This is a genomic window from Polaromonas sp. P1_G1, assembly GCF_056405595.1.
Map to the genome: position 1 here is coordinate 1 of NZ_JBFUBU010000045.1, position 17411 is coordinate 17411.

General features: G+C 65.9%; 21 protein-coding genes. 4 read left to right on the top strand and 17 right to left on the bottom strand.

Annotation, left to right across the window (positions count from 1 at the left end):
* Nucleotides 1-207: urease accessory protein UreH domain-containing protein (locus tag AC1D1Y_RS20645; protein WP_477683985.1), on the bottom strand; the 207-nt coding region annotated here is incomplete at its 3' end.
* 22 nt (nucleotides 208-229) lie between these two features.
* Entirely contained in the window at nucleotides 230-1612 is a 1383-nt protein-coding gene (hemN, locus tag AC1D1Y_RS20650) for an oxygen-independent coproporphyrinogen III oxidase (protein ID WP_477683986.1), read from the bottom strand.
* 215 nt (nucleotides 1613-1827) lie between these two features.
* Between hemN and AC1D1Y_RS20655 the strand changes: the two genes are divergently transcribed.
* Entirely contained in the window at nucleotides 1828-2931 is a 1104-nt protein-coding gene (locus AC1D1Y_RS20655; RefSeq protein WP_477683987.1) for a fatty acid desaturase, read from the top strand.
* Here AC1D1Y_RS20655 and AC1D1Y_RS20660 read toward each other — a convergent pair.
* From AC1D1Y_RS20660 to AC1D1Y_RS20725, 14 genes are all read right to left on the bottom strand, one after another.
* Entirely contained in the window at nucleotides 2925-3680 is a 756-nt protein-coding gene (locus tag AC1D1Y_RS20660; RefSeq protein WP_477683988.1) for a helix-turn-helix domain-containing protein, read from the bottom strand. The genes AC1D1Y_RS20655 and AC1D1Y_RS20660 overlap by 7 nt on opposite strands.
* 16 nt (nucleotides 3681-3696) lie before the next feature.
* Nucleotides 3697-4107 (bottom strand): response regulator, encoded by a 411-nt coding sequence (locus tag AC1D1Y_RS20665; RefSeq protein WP_477683989.1) that lies wholly within the window; start codon nucleotides 4105-4107, stop codon nucleotides 3697-3699.
* A gap of 128 nt (nucleotides 4108-4235) precedes the next feature.
* Nucleotides 4236-5069 (bottom strand): universal stress protein, encoded by an 834-nt coding sequence (locus AC1D1Y_RS20670; RefSeq protein ID WP_477683990.1) that lies wholly within the window; start codon nucleotides 5067-5069, stop codon nucleotides 4236-4238.
* 120 nt (nucleotides 5070-5189) lie between these two features.
* Nucleotides 5190-5834, bottom strand: a complete 645-nt coding sequence (locus AC1D1Y_RS20675) for a response regulator (protein ID WP_477683991.1) — start codon at nucleotides 5832-5834, stop codon at nucleotides 5190-5192.
* Complete coding sequence (locus AC1D1Y_RS20680) at nucleotides 5831-7123, bottom strand: PAS domain-containing sensor histidine kinase (RefSeq protein WP_477683992.1); 1293 nt, start codon at nucleotides 7121-7123, stop codon at nucleotides 5831-5833. Before AC1D1Y_RS20680 ends, AC1D1Y_RS20675 begins: the two co-directional genes overlap by 4 nt.
* 73 nt (nucleotides 7124-7196) lie before the next feature.
* Nucleotides 7197-7493: a hypothetical protein gene (locus tag AC1D1Y_RS20685; protein ID WP_477683993.1), complete on the bottom strand. Its 297-nt coding sequence runs from the start codon at nucleotides 7491-7493 to the stop codon at nucleotides 7197-7199.
* A 33-nt stretch (nucleotides 7494-7526) separates the two neighbouring features.
* On the bottom strand, nucleotides 7527-7784 hold the full coding sequence (locus AC1D1Y_RS20690) for a nitrogen fixation protein FixH (protein ID WP_477683994.1): 258 nt from the start codon (nucleotides 7782-7784) through the stop codon (nucleotides 7527-7529).
* Between the two features lie 20 nt (nucleotides 7785-7804).
* The gene (gene ccoG / locus AC1D1Y_RS20695; RefSeq protein WP_477683995.1) at nucleotides 7805-9229 is read right to left on the bottom strand and encodes a cytochrome c oxidase accessory protein CcoG; all 1425 of its coding nucleotides are present in this window, start codon (nucleotides 9227-9229) and stop codon (nucleotides 7805-7807) included.
* A gap of 7 nt (nucleotides 9230-9236) precedes the next feature.
* Nucleotides 9237-10160, bottom strand: coding sequence for a cytochrome-c oxidase, cbb3-type subunit III (ccoP, locus tag AC1D1Y_RS20700; RefSeq protein WP_477683996.1), 924 nt, complete (start codon nucleotides 10158-10160; stop codon nucleotides 9237-9239).
* A gap of 67 nt (nucleotides 10161-10227) precedes the next feature.
* Nucleotides 10228-10365 carry a cbb3-type cytochrome oxidase subunit 3 gene (locus AC1D1Y_RS20705; RefSeq protein ID WP_477651796.1) on the bottom strand — a complete coding sequence of 46 codons (138 nt, stop codon included), beginning with the start codon at nucleotides 10363-10365 and terminating at the stop codon, nucleotides 10228-10230.
* A 12-nt stretch (nucleotides 10366-10377) separates the two neighbouring features.
* Complete coding sequence (ccoO, locus tag AC1D1Y_RS20710; RefSeq protein ID WP_477683997.1) at nucleotides 10378-11007, bottom strand: cytochrome-c oxidase, cbb3-type subunit II; 630 nt, start codon at nucleotides 11005-11007, stop codon at nucleotides 10378-10380.
* 18 nt (nucleotides 11008-11025) lie between these two features.
* Nucleotides 11026-12459 (bottom strand): cytochrome-c oxidase, cbb3-type subunit I, encoded by a 1434-nt coding sequence (gene ccoN / locus AC1D1Y_RS20715; RefSeq protein ID WP_477683998.1) that lies wholly within the window; start codon nucleotides 12457-12459, stop codon nucleotides 11026-11028.
* 65 nt (nucleotides 12460-12524) lie between these two features.
* The gene (gene ccoS, locus AC1D1Y_RS20720) at nucleotides 12525-12662 is read right to left on the bottom strand and encodes a cbb3-type cytochrome oxidase assembly protein CcoS (RefSeq protein WP_436154659.1); all 138 of its coding nucleotides are present in this window, start codon (nucleotides 12660-12662) and stop codon (nucleotides 12525-12527) included.
* Nucleotides 12663-14966, bottom strand: coding sequence for a heavy metal translocating P-type ATPase (locus AC1D1Y_RS20725; protein ID WP_477683999.1), 2304 nt, complete (start codon nucleotides 14964-14966; stop codon nucleotides 12663-12665).
* A gap of 103 nt (nucleotides 14967-15069) precedes the next feature.
* On the opposite strand from AC1D1Y_RS20725, the gene AC1D1Y_RS20730 reads away from it, so the two are divergent.
* The 3 genes from AC1D1Y_RS20730 to AC1D1Y_RS20740 are packed head-to-tail and all read left to right on the top strand — an operon-like array spanning nucleotide 15070 to nucleotide 16447.
* Nucleotides 15070-15513 carry a universal stress protein gene (locus AC1D1Y_RS20730; protein WP_477684000.1) on the top strand — a complete coding sequence of 148 codons (444 nt, stop codon included), beginning with the start codon at nucleotides 15070-15072 and terminating at the stop codon, nucleotides 15511-15513.
* Nucleotides 15514-15537: 24 nt separating this feature from the next.
* Nucleotides 15538-15960 (top strand): universal stress protein, encoded by a 423-nt coding sequence (locus AC1D1Y_RS20735; RefSeq protein ID WP_477684001.1) that lies wholly within the window; start codon nucleotides 15538-15540, stop codon nucleotides 15958-15960.
* Between the two features lie 34 nt (nucleotides 15961-15994).
* Nucleotides 15995-16447: a universal stress protein gene (locus tag AC1D1Y_RS20740; protein ID WP_477684002.1), complete on the top strand. Its 453-nt coding sequence runs from the start codon at nucleotides 15995-15997 to the stop codon at nucleotides 16445-16447.
* Between the two features lie 202 nt (nucleotides 16448-16649).
* Here AC1D1Y_RS20740 and AC1D1Y_RS20745 read toward each other — a convergent pair whose 3' ends face one another.
* The gene (locus AC1D1Y_RS20745; protein WP_477684003.1) at nucleotides 16650-17411 is read right to left on the bottom strand and encodes a CHAP domain-containing protein; all 762 of its coding nucleotides are present in this window, start codon (nucleotides 17409-17411) and stop codon (nucleotides 16650-16652) included.

A 17411-nucleotide genomic window follows, 5' to 3' on the forward strand; every position in this document is an offset into this window, starting at 1 on the left:
ACTTTGCACCGCCGTCGCCGCCGCCGCGCCCGCGGTGGAATAGCCCACCAGCCGCCCGGCCTGGAAGACCAGCGGCGACCGCGGCTGCCGCTGCGGCTGCGCGCCCATGCGCCTCAAGCCACCGCAGGCCGCGCCGCACATCACGGCGCAATGCGGGCCACCGGCCAGGCCCATCAGCAAGGCTGTCGTGGCGAGGGCGTAAGACATGATGGCGCGGACCTCAAGCCGCCTAAATAATGCGCGAGAAACGGCTGCGGTTGAGGTCGGACTGCAGGTAGCGGTCAAACACCATGGCGACCGCGCGCAGCACAAACCGGCCTTCGGGCGTCACTGCTATGCCGGCGTCGGAAAGCACCACCAGGCCGGCGCTTTCCAGTTCGCGCAGGCGCTCCAGTTCCGCCGCGAAGTAAGCCTTGAAGTCCAGCATCCAGGCGAGTTCTATCGATTCGAACCATACCTGGCCCTGGCACATGATGGCCATGATCACCGCGCGGCGCGCCAGGTCGTCCCGGCTCAGCGCCAGGCCGCGTGTGACCGGGAAGCGCCCCTGGTCCAGCAGGTCGCAATACTCTTCCAGGGTCTTGGCGTTCTGGCTGTAAGTGGCGCCGATAGCGCCTATGGCCGACACCCCCAGGCCGATCAGGTCGCGGTCGGGCTGGGTGCTATAGCCCTGGAAGTTGCGGTGCAGCCGGCCCTCGCGGCTGGCCACGGCCAGCGCATCGTTCTCGAGGGCGAAATGGTCCATGCCGATGTAGCGGTAGCCCGCGCCCTGGAAGCGCTGCATGGCTTCGGCCAGCATGGCGGCCTTGTCCTCGGCCGCCGGCAGCAGCGCCAGCGGGATGTGCCGCTGCGGCTTGAAGCGTTCCGGCAAATGGGCATAGGCGTAGAGTGCGATGCGGTCCGGCCTGAGTTCCTCGATCTGGCGTATCGTGCGCGCGAAGGAGGTCTGGGTCTGGCGCGGCAGGCCGTAGATCAGGTCCACATTGATGGATTCAAAGCCGAGCGCGCGCGCCTCGGCGACCAGCGCGAACACCTGCTCCGCCGGCTGGACGCGGTGCACGGCCTTCTGCACATCGGTGTCAAAATCCTGCACGCCGAAGCTCAGGCGGTTGAAGCCCAGGGCGGCCAGCGCCGCCAGGCGCTGCTGGTCCACGGTGCGCGGGTCCACCTCGATGGACATCTCCGCGCCGGCGACGATGTCGAAATTGCGCCTGAGCATGTCCATCAGTTGCGCGAGTTCCGCGTCGGACAGGAAAGTCGGTGTGCCCCCGCCCAGGTGCAGCTGGCTGACGGGCTGGCCCGGGCCCAGGCGCGCCGTGTACAGGGCCACCTCGCGCTCCAGGTAACCCAGGTAGGCCGCGGCGCGGCTGTGCTGCTTGGTGATGATCTTGTTGCAGGCGCAGTAGTAGCACAGCGACTCGCAAAACGGGATGTGCACATACAGCGACAGCGGCGCGGCCGAGGCTTCGGCCCGGGATCGCCTGTCGTCCAGCGCGCGGCCGTGGTCGCCCGCGCTAAAGGCCTCGACAAAGCGGTCCGCCGTGGGGAAGGAGGTATAGCGCGGCCCGGAGATGTCGAAGCGCTTGAGGGCCTGGGGTAGAACTGCGGGCATGGAGTGCTTGAGGTAAGTGAGGCCTCCACTGTGCCGCCCTCATGCCCCGCCAGCCTTGATGTGGATCAACGGAGTTCATGGTGCGCGCCGCCGCCGCGCGCGGGGAGATGGGCCGGCCTTGACCTGCATCAAAGCCCGGGCAAGGGGGGCGGCCTAAGCTGCGGGCTTCCCCATCGCCAAAGACTTCCCGTCCCTGGCGCCACATCCCAAGCCTCATGCCCACCACCCTAGCCACCCAAGCAATCACCCCGGCAACGCTCCTTCCCCACCGGAAAATCCTCCGTTCCTGGCTTCTCCCCATCTCGGCCAAAAACACCGGCATCGCCCTGGCGCTGGCCCTGATGGATTTCATCCTGTTCGCCGCCTGCATGGCCGGGGCGGTGCTCGCGCGCCATCCCGCGGTGCAAATACTCATGTCCCTGCTGGCCGGCTTCATGATCGCCAGGCTGTTTATCCTGGGCCACGACGCCTGCCACCAGAGCTTCACGCCGCACCGCGGGCTCAACCGCWGGCTGGGGCGGCTGCTGTTCCTGCCCTCCCTCACGCCCTACAGCCTGTGGGATGTCGGGCACAACATCGTGCACCACGGCTACACCAACCTCAGCGGTTTTGATTTCGTCTGGCAGCCCGCGACCCTGCAGGCCTACCAGCGCATGCCCGCCTGGAAACGGGCGCTGGAGCGCGCCTACCGCAGCGGCTGGGCGCCCTGGCTTTATTACCTTCTGGAAATCTGGTGGAAGCGGCTGTATTTCCCGTCCAAAGCCGTGATGCCCACCCGGCGCGGTATCTTTGTGGCCGACAGCCTGCTGGTCACAGCCGTCGCCGCGGCCTGGGTCGCCGGCCTTCTTGCCTTGGCATCGGCGACCGGCCAGTCGGCGCCCTGGCTTCTGGCAGTCGGCTTCTTGCTGCCGCTGCTGATGTGGAACGCACTCATGGGTTTTGTGGTCTATGTGCACCACACGCACACCAGCATCGCCTGGTACGACAACAAGAAAAGCTGGTCCGACGCAAACCCTTTTGTCTCCACCACCGTGCACCTGAGCTTCAACACGTTTTTCGGCGCGGCGCTGCACCACATCATGGAGCACACCGCTCACCACGTGGACATGGGCGTGCCTCTGTACCGCCTGAAGCAGGCCCAGGCCATGCTGGAAGCCAGGCTGCCCGGCCACATCGTGGTGCAGCCATTTTCCTGGCGCTGGTATTTCGACACGGCGCGCCGCTGCAAGCTGTATGACTTCGAGCGGCGGCAGTGGACGGACTTTTCCGGCAGGCCGACTTCAGAAGAAATGGCCGGCGCCCTGCCAGCGTCTCAGTGAACCCGGGTATCGAAGACGCGCTTGAGCGCCGCGTGGTCGACGATGCGGATATGGCGTTTGTCGACTTCAAGGATGCCCTGCTGCTGGAACGCGGAAAAGGTGCGGCTCACGGTTTCCAGCTTCATGCCCAGGTAGCTGCCGATTTCGGCGCGCGACATGCGCAGGTGGAACTCGCCGGCCGAATAGCCACGCAGCTTGAGCCGCTGCGACAGATTGAGCAGGAAGGCGGCCAGGCGCTCTTCGGCATTCATGCTGCCCAGCAGCATCATCAGGCTGTGTTCCCTGACGATTTCGCGGCTCATCAAACGGCTCACGGCTTGCTGCAGGTCGGCGCTGCTCGCGGCCAGGCCGCTGATCTGGTCGTAGGGAATGGCGCAGACCTCGGTGTCTTCGAGCGCCGTCGAGTTGCTGGCATAGGTGCCGTTGGCGATGCCGTCCAGGCCCATCAGTTCACCGGCCATCTGGAAGCCGCTGACCTGCTCGCGCCCGTCGGCCAGCGTCAGGCTGGATTTGAAGGTGCCCATGCGCACCGCGTAGATGTTGCGAAAGGGCTGGCCCTCATGGTAGAGCGCCTGGCCCGCTTTGACCTTGCTGCGGTTGAAACCGAGCCCGTCCAGCCCGTTCACGTCGGCGGGCGTCATGCCGCAGGGCAGGCAGATATCGCGCAGGTTGCAGTCCGAGCAGCGGGTTGTCAGCGGCGGGATGGCCGCGGCGGGCGAATGGGCGGCGGATGAACAGGCTGGGGTCATGACGGCTCCTTTGGAATCAAGCGTGAGAAACGGGTTGGACTACAGGCCGGGACTGCGCAAGCCCGGCCACGGCGTTGCCGAGCTGGTAGAACTCGGCGTGTTTGTCGAGAAAGCAGGCGGCGCCCGCGGCCAGGTAGCGCGCGCGGTAGGCTGGCTCGGCGTGGTTGCTCAGGACGATGAATGGGATGCCCGGCGTGGCCTTGAGGACGGCTTGCAGCACCTGCATGCCCGTGCCTTTTTCGAACTGCACGTCGAGCACCACCACGTCGGGCCGCACTGCCAGGATGCCTGAAACAGCCAGTTCCGGCGTATCGGCCTGTCCTGCGATTTCCATGCCCTGGTTGAGCAGCATCGCCGCCACCCGGCTGCGGCTCAGCGCGGAGTCGTCGGCCAGAAAAACCCGGGTGGGTGAGGCGATGTGTTGCATGCCCCTACTGTCGCGCGGGCGGCGCTTTCGGGACATCGGCTTTTGCTGAAAGGCCGGCTCGGAGATGGCTGGTTTGCCGGGGCCGGCGCTCCGAGCCCGGCTCGGAATTTTCCTAGGAGCCAGGACGCCTAGTGCGCCATCAGCACCGGCAGCGTCATGCTTTTGAGCACGGTCCGGGAGGCGCCGCCCAGCACCCATTCATGCGCGCGGGTATGGCCGTAGCAGCCCATCACCAGCAGGTCGGCCTGCAGGTCGAAGGCGCGCGACAGCAGCAATTCACCGAGGTTTTCGGGTTCCACATCTTCCCGCTGCCAGCTGGCCTTGACGCCATGGGCCTGCAAGTGGGAAACGATGTTTGGGCCCCCGGCGCCGGCCGCCGCGTCGGCGCCCCAGCTCAGGATGTGCACCGCGCCGGCCTGGCGCAGCAAGGGCAGCGCCGCCGCCACGGCGCGCGCGGCTCCTGGGCTGGGCTTCCAGGCAATCACCACACGGCCCGGCAAACCGGGCCTGGCCGAGGTATAGGGAAGCACCAGCGCGGGCCGCCCGCTCAGGGCGATCACGGTTTCCGGGAAATCCGCCGGCATCAGCGTGGACCAGCCCTCGCCCGGGCCGTGCTGGCCCAGCACCAGCAGGTCCGCGTACAGCGCCTGCTGCGCGAAAGCCGGGGCCAACGGAAATTCGTGGATTTCAGCCCAGGCGGCCGGCAGCCCGGCGGGCCTTAGCTGCTCGAACACCGATTTCGCGCGTGCCAGCTCGGTGTCCTGAGTGTTTTCGCGCCTCACGGCCAGGCCCTGCCCCATGCCGGATGCGACGGGAAGCGCCTCCGAGGCCGAAGGCGAGGCATACAGCGCCGTGATGCCGGCGCCGTGCAGGGCGGCAAGCCGGCAGGCAAATTCAAGACGTTGCGCGAATTGCGGCGAGGCATCGGCGTGGACCAGCAGTTGTTTGAGTTCGTTGCCCATGGCGCCCCCGGTTCAGAGTTTCAATGCTCTGACTCTAAGGAGATGCGCCCGCGGCGGTGTTGACCCTGATCAACACAATGCCAATGTGCTTTCCACGGCAGCCCGACAGCCCGGCGGGCCTCAGGGATCCAGCGGTTCGGCCAGCCCGTGCTTGAGCGCGTAACGGATCAGCTCGTTCTGGTTCTGCAGCCCCATTTTTTGCATGAGGTTGGTCTTATGGGTGCTGACGGTCTTGACCGACAGGTTCAGCCGGGTGCCGATGTCTGTCAGGGAAACACCGGCCACCAGCAGCTGCAGCACCTCGAACTCGCGGTTGGAAAGGCTCTCATGCGGAACCACCGCGCTGCCGGGCATCACGCCCAGCGCCAGCTGTTCGGCCACTTCGGCGCTGATGAAGGCGCCACCTGAGGCCACCTTACGTATCGCCTGCTCCAGCTGGTCCGGCGCGCTTTCCTTGGTCAGGTAGCCGCTGGCGCCGTTCTTGATGGCCCGCACGGCGTATTGCAGCTCCTGGTGCATGCTCAGCACCAGAATGCGCAACTGCGGCTTCTCGGCGCGGGCCAGCTTGATCAGTTCCATGCCGCTGCGACCAGGCATGGACAGGTCCAGCACCAGCACGTCGAAGGCCAGCTCACGCACGCGCTGCATGACTTCCGTGCCGTTTCCAGCTTCGCCCGCGACCTCCATGTCCGCGATGGACGATACGATGCGTTTGAGCCCCTCGCGCACGATGGCATGGTCGTCGGCAATCACAATCCTGATCACGTGATGTCTCCCGTTTCGGCTATTTCGTCTGTCTCGGGCACCGGGATCACCACGCGAACGCGGGTGCCGCGGCCCGGCGCCGTGTCGATCTCCACCGTCCCCTGCAGCAGCCGGGCGCGCTCGCGCAAACCCATGAGGCCCAGAGAGCTGGTCTTGCGCGGCGCGTCCAGCGAAAAACCGGCGCCGTCATCGGCGACCTCGAGGACCACCGCCGCGGCGGTTCTTTCAATGCGCACGTCGACCCGCGACGCGCCGGCATGTTTGGCCACGTTCACCAGCGACTCCTGCACGATGCGGAACACCGCCGTGGCATAGGGTTCGCCCAGCTCCACATCTTCATCGAGCGAGAGCCGGCTCGGCACGCCGTGGCGCTGGCTGAAGTTGTGGGTCAGCCACTGGATGGCCGGCACCAGGCCCAGGTCGTCGAGCAGCAGCGGCCGCAGGTCCGAGGCGATGCGCCGCGTGGCGGCGACGGTGGTGTCCAGCAGGCCCAGCATGTCGTCGAGTTTGGCCCGAACGGCATCCGCGTCGCGCGGCATGGCCTCACGGACCCAGGTGGCATCCATCTTGATCGCTGTAAGCGACTGGGCGAGTTCGTCATGCAGCTCGCGCGCGATCCGGGTTTTCTCGCTTTCGCGGATGGCGTGGGCCGCCGAGGCGAAGGCGCTCAGCTCCTCGCCGGCGCGCACGCGCTCGGTCACGTCGCGCAGGATGACGGTGTAAAGCTTGCCGTGCGCGGTATCCAGCTGCGAGATCGATGCCTCCAGCGGGAACTCCTCGCCGCCGGCCCTGAGCCCGTAAAGCACCGTGCCGTCCCCCATGCGCCGCGAGGTCGTGCCGGTCTGGCCGAATCGTTTGACCTGGTCACCGTGCGCGCCCTGGTGCCGCCGCGGGATCAGGCGCGTGAGCGGCTGTCCCAGCATCTCGCGCGTGGGCCAGCCGAAAATCTTTTCGGCGGCCTTGTTGTAGAGGATCACGTGCTGTTCGCTGTCGACGGTGATGATGGCGTCCATGGCCGAGTCCAGCAGGCCGGCGAGCCTCGCGTCCGCGCCCTCCAGCGCCTGCTTGCCGGCCCGGTCGCGCGCCGCGTCGCGCCCGGCGATCAGCCAGGCGATGCCGCAGGTGGCGGCGGCCAGCGCCGCAACCAGCGGCAGGCCCGGCAGCGATTGCGGGTTGGAGGCCAGATGAACAGCGGCCAGCAGCGTGAGGGTGGCCATCACGGCCAGCACAATGGCCATGGAGCGCCGGCGCCTGGGCACCGCATCACCGACATGGGGAAAGAGGGACATGGCGCAGTTCGGGAGTGAGGGGCCGATCTTACCGCCCTGCCCTGTTCCGGAAACCGGCGCGCCCGTGCCGGCTTCAGTCCTCATCCGGCGGATGAGGCGGATCTGCCGGCTCCAGCCGCGTCCGGCGTGAGGCCGCCGTCCCCGCCGCCGGCGCGGGCCCGGTCAGCAGCACCGTCAAGGCGCTCGAAGCCGCGCAGGCGAACCAGAACACAAAAAAGACGGCCGTCTGGAACGCCAGCCGCGAAAGTCCCGCCGGCTGCCCATCCCTGAGCATCTCTTCAGGGTCGAACAGCCCGAACAGCAGCAGTTCCAGCAGGCAGGCCGCCAGGAAGGCCGGCCAGGCAATGCCCAGTATCTTGTTGGCTGACATCACATGGCCTCCTTGTTTTCAGGGTTGTGGCGATCAGGGCCGCGCGGCTTTGTCGGGTGTGGCCGCGTGGTTGCGCCCTTCCAGGGCCGGGGCCAGGGCCCTGGGCTGCCCCGGCTCGCCGATCCGCGAGGCCCGCGCCGGCTTCTGGCCGATGATCACGGCATCCGGATATTTGACGGCGAGGAAAGCGGTGATGATCCCCGCGACCACCACCATCGCGGGCCCGGAAATCACCAGCCAGACATGGCCGTGCCGCCACCAGGGAGCGGATTCGGTAGAAATGGTATTCATGGGAGGCCTTTCATCGCGATTCATCTCGGAACAAGGAACACGGACTTTTCTTCGACGTGGGCGCGCCCGCTTTCATCGGCCACGCGGAACACGATGGGATGCGAGCCGGCCTCGGCCGAACCATAAGGGATCTGCAGGCGCACCGCGACCCAGCGCGATTCGGTGGGGCCGACCTTGAGCTCGATCTCGGAGGCGACCGCCAGGCCCTCCAGCCCGGCCGCCGCGATGCTGTAGCGCTGCCCCTGCTCCGTGGCGTTCATGATTTGCAGGCGGTAAACGTTTTCCAGCCGCCCGCCGGCCGCGATGCGCGACAGCGCCGCGCGGTCCCGCACCACGTCCACCTTCAGCGGCATGCGCGCCATCAGGCTCCACAGCAAGGCCAGGCACAGAACGCCCAGCAGCGCCGTGTAAACCAGCACGCGCGGCCGCAGCACCCGGCGCAGCACGCGTGAAGCGTTCCATTTCCCGGCCAGCGCGTTCTGGGTGGTGAAGCGGATCAGGCCGCGCGCGTAGCCCATCTTGTCCATCACGCCGTCGCACACGTCCACGCAGGCGGCGCAGCCTATGCACTCGTACTGCAGGCCCTCGCGGATGTCGATGCCGGTCGGGCAGACCTGCACGCACAGGGTGCAGTCCACGCAGGCGCCCAGCGACAGCGCGCTGATGTCGGCATGGCGCGACCGGGCGCCGCGCGGCTCTCCGCGCGCCGGGTCGTAGCTCACGATCAGCGTGTCCTTGTCGAACATCGCGCTCTGGAAGCGCGCATAGGGGCACATGTATTTGCACACCTGCTCGCGCAGGAAACCGGCGTTGCCGTAGGTGGCGAAGCCGTAGAACAGCACCCAGAAGATTTCCCAGCCGCCCATTTTGGTCTGCAGGAACTGCAGGATCAGCTCGCGGGCCGGCACGAAATAGGCGACAAAGGTGAAGCCGGTCCACATCGCCACGCCTATCCAGAGGATGTGCTTGAACCATTTCTTCACCAGCTTTTCGAGCGAGAACGGCGCGCCGTCCAGCCGCAGCCTGGCCGTGCGGTCGCCTTCGACCTTGCGCTCTATCCACAGGAAGATTTCGGTGTACACCGTCTGCGGGCAGGCAAAGCCGCACCACAGGCGGCCCGCCACCGCCGTGAACAGGAACAGCGACAAGGCGCTGGCCACCAGCAGGCCGGTCAGGTAGATGAAGTCCTGCGGAWACAGCACATAGCCGAACAGGTAAAAACGCCGCGCGCCCAGGTCGAACAGCACGGCCTGGCGTTGCCCCCACTGCAGCCACGGCAGGCCGTAGAAGAACAGCTGGGTCAGGATGACAAAGGCCCAGCGCCAGCGCGAGAACAGCCCGCTGACCGAGCGCGGGTAAATCTTCTTCTGCGCCTCGTACAGGGACTCCCCGGCCGGCTGCACCGGCACGATGGGGATGGTTTTGCGCAAGGGAAGCTGGGTCACCGTCGCCTCAGAGTTTCGCCGCGGCGGATGCGGATTTGTTGGACAGTCCCCAGACATACGCCGTCAGCACATGGATCTGCGCTTCCGTGAGCTTGCCGGCCTGCGCGGGCATCTCGTTGGTCTTGCCCTTGTTGACGATGTCGACGATGGCCTGCTCGCCCCAGCCATGCAGCCAGATGTCGTCGGCCAGGTTGGGCGCGCCTATGGCCGTGTTGCCCTTTCCATCCACGCCGTGGCAGGCCGCGCAGGCCGTGAATTTCGACTTGCCGAGCTGGGCGCGCACCGAATCGTGCGGGCCGCCCGACAGGCTCAGCACGTACTGCGCCACATTCCTGACGTCGTCAGGCGTACCCACGGCCGCGGCCATGGGCGGCATCTGTCCCTTGCGGCCCTCGGTCAGGGTTTCCTTGATCTTCTCGGCCGACCCGCTGTGCAGCCAGTCGCCGTCGGCAAGGTTGGGAAAGCCCTTGCTGCCGCGCGCGTCCGAGCCGTGGCACTGGGCGCAGTTGTTCATGAAGAGGCGCTCGCCCACCGCCATCGCATTGGCATCGCCCGCGAGCTGGTCCGTGCTTTTGGCGCTGAAGCCGACATACAGCGGCGCCAGTTCCTTGTCGGCGCTGGCCATCGCGGTTTCGTATTCGCCGCGCGTGCTCCAGCCCATCTCGCCCGGGTAGGTGCCCAGGCCCGGGTAGGCAACCAGGTAGAGCAGCGAATAGACCACGGTCAGGACGAACAGCCACATCCACCAGCGCGGCATCGGGTTATTGGCCTCGCGCAGGTCTCCGTCCCAGACGTGGCCTGTCGTGTTGTCGCTGCTCGGGACTATTTTTTTGCGGGCCGTGGCCCACAGCAGCACCAGCGCGCCGATGATGCCGATCAGGGTCAGCGCGGCCACATACCAGGACCAGAAGTTGTTGGTGAAATCGCTCATGGCTCACACCCGATGTGTTGTGCGGTGAATAAAAAACCGGTGAAGAGGTTCTGCATGGCGGGGGCCCCTAGTCCTGCAGGAAGGGAATCTTTGCGTCCTCTTCAAAGCGCTCGCGGTTGCGCCTCGAATAGGCCCACACCAGCAAGCCGATGAAGGTGGCAAAGCACAGCAGGGTGGCGATGATGCGCAGCGTGTTGACGTCCATGGCTGTTTTCCTTTATTTCAGGGCCTTGCCCATGACTTGCAGATAGGCCACGAGGGCGTCCATTTCCGTCTTGCCCTTCACCACGGCGGCGGCCTCGGCGATTTCGGCGTCGGTGTACGGCACCCCCACCCTGCGCAGCGCGGTCATGCGCGGTGCCGAGTCGGCGGGGTCGACGGCGGTTTTTTCCAGCCAGCTGTAGGCCGGCATGTTGGATTCGGGCACCACGTCGCGCGGGTTGTTCAGGTGGATGCGGTGCCATTCGTCCGTGTACTTGCCGCCCACGCGCTGCAGGTCGGGCCCGGTGCGCTTGCTGCCCCACTGGAAGGGATGGTCGTAGACAAACTCGCCGGCCACCGAGTAATGGCCGTAGCGCAGCGTCTCGGCGCGGAAGGGCCGGATCATCTGCGAATGGCAGTTGTAGCAACCTTCCCGCAGGTAGATGTCGCGGCCGGCCAGTTGCAGCGCGCCGTAGGGCTTGACGCCTTCAAGCGGCATGGTGGTCGACTTCTGGAAGAACAGGGGCACGATCTCCACCATGCCGCCCACGGCGATCACCAGCAGGATCAGGATGATCATCAGGAAGTTGTTGGTCTCGATCTTCTCGTGCGAGAAGCCGGCGGCCGATGTGTTGTCGTCTTTCATGGGATGTTCTTTCTGTTGTCAGGCGTGAGCCAATGCCGGCACGGCCACCCGGGCGGGGCGCCCCCGGGCCACCGTCATCCAGGCATTCCAGGCCATCACCAGCATGCCGCCCAGGTAGAGCACGCCACCGAAGAAGCGCACCACGTAGAAGGGATAGGTGGCCTTGACCGATTCGACAAAGGTGTAGGTCAGGGTTCCGTCGGTGTTCAGGGCGCGCCACATCAGGCCCTGCATCACGCCGGCGATCCACATGGCCGCGATGTAGAGCACGATGCCCACGGTGGCCATCCAGAAATGCACCTCGATGGCGCGCACCGAGTACATCTGCTTTTGCCCGAACAGGCGGGGGATCATGTAGTACAGCGTGCCCATGGAGATCAGCCCCACCCAGCCCAGCGCGCCCGAGTGCACGTGGCCCACGGTCCAGTCGGTGTAATGGGACAGCGCGTTGACGGTCTTGATGGACATCAGCGGGCCCTCGAAGGTGCTCATGCCGTAGAAGGACAGCGAGACGATCAGGAAGCGCAGGATGGGGTCCTCGCGCAGCTTGTGCCAGGCGCCCGACAGCGTCATCACGCCGTTGATCATCCCGCCCCAGCTGGGCGCCAGCAGGATCAGCGAGAAGACCATGCCCACCGACTGCGTCCAGTCCGGCAAGGCGGTGTAGTGCAGGTGGTGCGGGCCCGCCCACATATAGGTGAAGATCAGCGCCCAGAAGTGGACGATGGACAGGCGGTAGCTGTAGACCGGCCGCTCCGCCTGCTTGGGGATGAAGTAATACATCATGCCCAGGAAGCCCGCGGTCAGGAAAAAGCCGACGGCGTTGTGGCCGTACCACCACTGCACCATGGCGTCCTGCACGCCGGCATAGGCCGAATACGACTTCATCCAGCCGGCCGGCACCTCGGCGCTGTTGACCACGTGCAGCACCGCCACCGCCAGGATGAAGGCGCCGTAAAACCAGTTGGCGACATAGATGTGCCTGACCTTGCGCACGCCCAGCGTGCCGAAAAACACCACCGCATAAGCCACCCAGACCAGGGTGATCAGGATGTCGATGGGCCATTCGAGTTCGGCGTATTCCTTGCCGGTGGTGTAGCCCAGCGGCAGGCTGATCGCGGCGGCCACGATGACCAGCTGCCAGCCCCAGAAAGTGAAGGCGGCCAGCCGCGGCGCGAACAGCGGCACGCCGCTGGTGCGTTGCACCACGTAGTAGCTGCTGCCGATCAGCGCGCAACCGCCGAAGGCGAAGATCACCGCGTTGGTGTGCAACGGCCGGAGCCGACCGTAGCTGAGCCAGGGGATGCCGAAGTTCAGTTCAGGCCAGGCCAGCTGGGCCGCGATGAACAGGCCCACCGCCATGCCCACCACACCCCAGAGCACGGCCGCCAGCGAGAACTGGCGCACCACCGTGTCGTGATAGGCGATCCCTTGCGTCGATTCTTGGTTCATGAAGCACCTTTTGTCTTGATGCTTCAAAGTGTCGGCGCGGCGGGCGGCGCGGCACTTGATACAGGTCAATCATCGTGAAGAATGCGCTCGGCCTCCTGCTCCAGCGCCTCGAACTGCCCGCGCCAGACCGCCCAGCCCAGCGCTCCGATGATGAGCAGCGCCAGTACAACCGACAGCGGAATCAGTAAGAACAGGATGTCCATTCAGTGTTCCGATGCGCGGCGCGCCAGCCTCGCGGAATTGGCCACCACCAGCAGCGAACTCGCCGCCATGCCGAAGCCGGCCAGCCAGGTCGGCATATAGCCCATGATGGCCAGCGGCACGCAGGCGGCGTTGTAGATCGCAGCCCACAGCAGGTTCTGGCGCACCACCGAGCGGGTGCGCCGTGCCTGTTCGACAAGTGCCGCCACGCTGACAAGCCAATTGCCGGCCATGATGAAATCCGCCCTGGCCTGGGCCAGCGGGACGGCCTGGCCCATGGCCATGGAGACGTCGGCCGCGGCCAGCACCGGCCCGTCGTTCATTCCGTCACCCACCATCATGACCCGGTGGCCTTCGCGCTGCAGGCCGCGCACATGCGCCAGCTTGGCCTCCGGCGTGCATTCGCCGAAGCACCATTCAATACCGGCCCGGCGCGCCAGCCGGGCCACGGCCTGGCCGGTATCGCCCGAAAGCAGCTGCACCCGGATGCCGAGCCCGAGCAAGGCCGTCACCGCCTGCGCGGCGTCGGGCCGTATCGCCTCGTCAAGCTCGAAGCCCGCCAGGTAATGTTCGCCGTCCGACAGGTGGGCCTGCAGCACCGGTCCCTCACGGCCTGCGGGCGCGCGGCAAAAAAAGGCGGAGCCCAGGTAAAGATACCGCGCCCCGCTGCCGTCCGGCCTCGCGACCTTGCCGCGCAAGCCCCGGCCGGCGACCTCCTCCACCTCGCTGGCCACCCAGGCTTCAGCCGGAAAGCGCGCGGCGACGGCGCGTGAAACCGGGTGCAGCGAGTGACGGGCCAGCGCGCCGGCCATGCCGCACACCTCATCCCGGTTCACGCCGGCGGGCACATGGGCCATGACGACTTCCATGCGGTCTTCCGTCAGCGTGCCCGTCTTGTCGAAAATCACGGTGTCGACGGCGGCGCAGCCCTCCAGCGCCTGCAGCTTGCGCACCAGCAGGCCGCGCCGCGCCAGGGCACCCGCGCTCGCCAGCATCGCCGCCGGGGTTGCGAGCGACAAGGCGCAGGGGCAGGTCACGATCAGCACCGAGACCGCGACGGCCATGGCATGCGCCTGGCCGAAAGGCCACCACCACGCGGCGGCTGCCGCGGCCGCCACCAGGACGGCCACCAGGAAAGGTCCCGCGATGCGGTCCACCAGTTGCACCAGGCCGGGTTTCTCGACCGAAGCCTGTTCCATCAAGGCGACGATCCCGGCGTAGCGGGTTTGCGGCCCGACCCGCTGCACGCGCACCAGCAGCACCCCCGTGAGGTTGTGGCTGCCGGCGATGACACCGTCACCCACCCGCCGCAACAAGGGCTTGGACTCGCCCGTCAGCAGCGACTGGTCGACCCGGCTTTCGCCGCCCTCCACCGCCCCGTCGGCGGGAAAAGCCTGGCCCGGCAGCACACGCACCAGGTCGCCGGCCACGAGGCGGCGCACGGCCACCGCGCGGAAACTGCCATCGGCCTCCTGCCGCTCCACGCTGTCCGGCAGCCGCCGCATCAGCGCTTCCAGCGCGCCGGCGGTGCGGTCGCGCAGGCGCTGTTCCAGCAGACGGCCCGACAGCAGGAAGAACACGAACATGGGCACCGAGTCATACGAGGCATGCAGGCCCCAGGGACTGGCCGGGTCAAAGGTCGCTGCCGTGCTCGCGCCGAAGGCGATCAGCACGCCCAGCGCCACCGGCACGTCCATGCCGATGCGCAGGTTTCGCAGGTCGCGCAGCGCCGCCGAGAAAAACGGCCAGCAGGAAAACAGCAGCACCGGCAAGGTCAGCACCCAGGAGGCCCAGCCCAGCAGCGCCTGGATGTCGGGCGTGATCTCGCCGGGCGCCGACAGGTAGGCCGGCGCCGCATACCTCATCACCTGCATCATGCAGAAACCGGCCACCAGCCAGCGCCACAGCATCAGGCGCTGGGCCCGCGCCCGGTTGCCGGCCAGTAGCAGGTCGCCTGCCGGCAAGGCGCCATAGCCGGCTTCGCGCAAGGCGGCCATCCAGGCGGAAGGCCGCGTGCCCAGCGCTTGCCACTGAAGCCGCGCCGTGGCGGTGGCGCCGTTGACCTGCACCGTGTCCACACCGGGCAGCTTGCGCAGCACCTCCTCGATCGTGAGCGCGCAAGCCGCGCAGTGCATGCCCTCTATCGCCAGGCAGGACTCCCACCAGCCTTCGCGGCCCGGCACCGGCCGACTGAAACCCTCCCATTCGGCCGGCTCGTCCAGCGCGATCCATGCCGCGGCTTTACCGGTGCTGTTGGCGCCGGGCGCCGCAAGGCCAGGGGGAAACAGGGAGGAAGCGGCTTGCATGGACCGAGCTTACGCAGCGCCGCAGGTGAAACCCTTGACCTGGATCAAGCCCGCGGCGCTTGGGCGCTCCTAGACTGCGGCACATCAACACAGGAGAACCACCATGTACAAACGCATTCTTGTTGCCACCGACGGCTCCACGCTCTCCAAAAAAGCCGTAAAGGAGGCCATAGGCCTTGCGGCATCGCTGGAGGCCGCCCTGGTGGTGCTCAACGTCGTCCCGCGTTATCCCATGAGCTACTTTGAAGGCGGCGCCACCATCTCGCCGCAAGAAATCGGGCGCATCGAAAAAGACTGGGCCGGCAAAGGCCAGGCCATCGCCGACGCGGCGCAGAAGTCCGCCGAGGCCGTCGGCGTCACCGCCAAGGCCGTGACCGCCAGGTCCGACCTGGTCGCCACGGCCATCATGGCCGCGGCCAAAAAGAACAAGTGCGACCTCATCGTGATGGCCTCGCACGGCCGCAAGGGTATCTCCCGCATCCTGCTCGGGAGCGAGACCCAGCAGGTGCTCACGCACAGCAATATCCCCGTGCTCGTCTTGCGCTGAAACCCACCCTTGACGGAGAAAACCATGAGAGTCCTTCTGGCCGTTGACGGCAGCAAGTTCACCAAAAAGGCCCTGGCCTTCCTGGTCACCCATGAAACCCCGATGGGGCCGGACGCGGAACTGATCGTGCTCAACGTGCAGCCGGCCGTTACCCCGCGCGTCAAGACCCTGCTGGGCGCCGCCACCGTGCGTGCCTGGCACAAGGAAGAGGCCGAAAAAGTGCTGCAGCCGATTGAACGCTTCCTCAAGCAACACGGTGTCCACTACCGGGCCTCCTGGGTCGCCGGCACACCCGCCACACAAATCGTGCAGGCGGCCAAGCGCGAAAAGGTGCACATGCTGGTCATGGGCACCCACGGCCATGGCCTGTTCGGCCGCGCCCTGCTCGGCAGCGTCGCCCAGCGTGTGGTGGCGGATGTCGACGTGCCGGTGCTGCTGGTGCAGTAGGCCGGAACATTCCCCATTGATGGAGGCATAGCCCATGTTCAAACGAATCCTGATCCCCGTGGACGGCAGCGACACCGCCAACAAGGCCCTGGTCGCCGGCCTGCGGATGGCACGCGAGACCAGCGCCAATGTGCGGCTGCTGCATGCCCTCAACGAAATGGCTTACCTGGGCGGCATGGCACCCGATGGCACCTGGTCGGGCGACCTGATAGGCATGGTGCGCGAGGCCGGCGCAAAGGTATTGGCCGATGCCACGGCCATTGCCGAGTCGGCCGGCGTGGAACCCAGCCAGGTTCTGCTCGAGGAGCCCGGCAAACGCCTGGGCGAAGCCGTCGCCGAAGCCGCCAAGCTCTGGGGCGCCGACCTCGTGGTGGTCGGCTCGCACGGCCGGCGCGGCCTGGGGCGTGTGCTGCTGGGCAGCGGCGCCGAGCAGATTCTGCGGTTGGCGCCTGTGCCTGTGCTGGTGGTTCGTGGGGCGGATTCGTAGGGTGGTGATCAAGCAACAGACTAGGCTAGGGGCGGAGGTCATATCATCAGCCCGACTGTGGGTGACGAATTTTTTGACTTTCCATCATGCCGTGCGCATAACAATCATCCTGTTCAGCCTCTAGCGTTTCGCATGATTTCCCAATCTATTGCCAGGCAGTTCATCATTTTTTCCTGTGCCCCCGCATGCAGTTCAATAGTTACTAAAGCCTTATAAAGCCCTTGATATGTTGCGAAGGGAATTTGCGATTTCTCCTGGCGACGCTGCCACCTTGGGACTGGCTTCCGGTGACCCCTTCTGGAGTCGTATTGAACTCAATGGTCTGCAAGTTTGCTCTGGACACCTTTTCGATGAGACCGACATGGTTCTGGCCTTGACCGGACCAATCGAACAACACCAACCACCCTCTTCTGGGTGACCGTCCAGCAACAGAGTTCGCATCAGTCCAGCTGTTTTTCGCTTGCGCAGACAGGCGCATCGAATTCACACTGGGTGTCGGGTAGAAATGGTATCGATCCACTTCACCGGTGTATCCCGAAAGGGCTGCAAGCGTCAACGTTTCGCCAACCTTGGTGCCAAGCTTGGCATAAACACTGGCGGCGGCGAACGAAAGCCCTGCGGCGCAGAAAGGAACAGGTCCATCTGAATTTGAAAACGGCAAATTGAAAAGTTCAAGCAGGCGAGCCACAGCTTCAGGATGGGAATGCCGACTCTTTCCAATCCAGGTTGCCGATTCAGCTATCAGCAGTTCGGAGAATTTTTCTTGCTTTGGCAAAAACACGGCTCTGGTCATGTCCAGCAGTGCACGTATCTTCTCCTCGTCAAATCCCAAAATTTCCGGCTTCCCACCCGGGTCTCCGGATTGACTTTCGTTTTCCGTCGCGGCAAATGCTGACGCAGGCACAAGCGACGAGACTGCAACCGACAAGACAAGGCTTCGTCGGGAAATGGGATCGATCATCAT

What these genes read in the sequence shown, in the direction of transcription:
- hemN (WP_477683986.1), bottom strand. Translation starts at nt 1,612, where the DNA reads ATGCCCGCAGTTCTACCCCAGGCCCTCAAGCGCTTCGACATCTCCGGG.
- AC1D1Y_RS20660 (WP_477683988.1), bottom strand. Translation starts at nt 3,680, where the DNA reads ATGACCCCAGCCTGTTCATCCGCCGCCCATTCGCCCGCCGCGGCCATC.
- AC1D1Y_RS20665 (WP_477683989.1), bottom strand. Translation starts at nt 4,107, where the DNA reads ATGCAACACATCGCCTCACCCACCCGGGTTTTTCTGGCCGACGACTCC.
- AC1D1Y_RS20670 (WP_477683990.1), bottom strand. Translation starts at nt 5,069, where the DNA reads ATGGGCAACGAACTCAAACAACTGCTGGTCCACGCCGATGCCTCGCCG.
- AC1D1Y_RS20680 (WP_477683992.1), bottom strand. Translation starts at nt 7,123, where the DNA reads ATGTCCCTCTTTCCCCATGTCGGTGATGCGGTGCCCAGGCGCCGGCGC.
- AC1D1Y_RS20685 (WP_477683993.1), bottom strand. Translation starts at nt 7,493, where the DNA reads ATGTCAGCCAACAAGATACTGGGCATTGCCTGGCCGGCCTTCCTGGCG.
- AC1D1Y_RS20690 (WP_477683994.1), bottom strand. Translation starts at nt 7,784, where the DNA reads ATGAATACCATTTCTACCGAATCCGCTCCCTGGTGGCGGCACGGCCAT.
- ccoP (WP_477683996.1), bottom strand. Translation starts at nt 10,160, where the DNA reads ATGAGCGATTTCACCAACAACTTCTGGTCCTGGTATGTGGCCGCGCTG.
- AC1D1Y_RS20705 (WP_477651796.1), bottom strand. Translation starts at nt 10,365, where the DNA reads ATGGACGTCAACACGCTGCGCATCATCGCCACCCTGCTGTGCTTTGCC.
- ccoO (WP_477683997.1), bottom strand. Translation starts at nt 11,007, where the DNA reads ATGAAAGACGACAACACATCGGCCGCCGGCTTCTCGCACGAGAAGATC.
- ccoN (WP_477683998.1), bottom strand. Translation starts at nt 12,459, where the DNA reads ATGAACCAAGAATCGACGCAAGGGATCGCCTATCACGACACGGTGGTG.
- ccoS (WP_436154659.1), bottom strand. Translation starts at nt 12,662, where the DNA reads ATGGACATCCTGTTCTTACTGATTCCGCTGTCGGTTGTACTGGCGCTG.
- AC1D1Y_RS20725 (WP_477683999.1), bottom strand. Translation starts at nt 14,966, where the DNA reads ATGCAAGCCGCTTCCTCCCTGTTTCCCCCTGGCCTTGCGGCGCCCGGC.
- AC1D1Y_RS20730 (WP_477684000.1), top strand. Translation starts at nt 15,070, where the DNA reads ATGTACAAACGCATTCTTGTTGCCACCGACGGCTCCACGCTCTCCAAA.
- AC1D1Y_RS20735 (WP_477684001.1), top strand. Translation starts at nt 15,538, where the DNA reads ATGAGAGTCCTTCTGGCCGTTGACGGCAGCAAGTTCACCAAAAAGGCC.
- AC1D1Y_RS20740 (WP_477684002.1), top strand. Translation starts at nt 15,995, where the DNA reads ATGTTCAAACGAATCCTGATCCCCGTGGACGGCAGCGACACCGCCAAC.
- AC1D1Y_RS20745 (WP_477684003.1), bottom strand. Translation starts at nt 17,411, where the DNA reads ATGATGATCGATCCCATTTCCCGACGAAGCCTTGTCTTGTCGGTTGCA.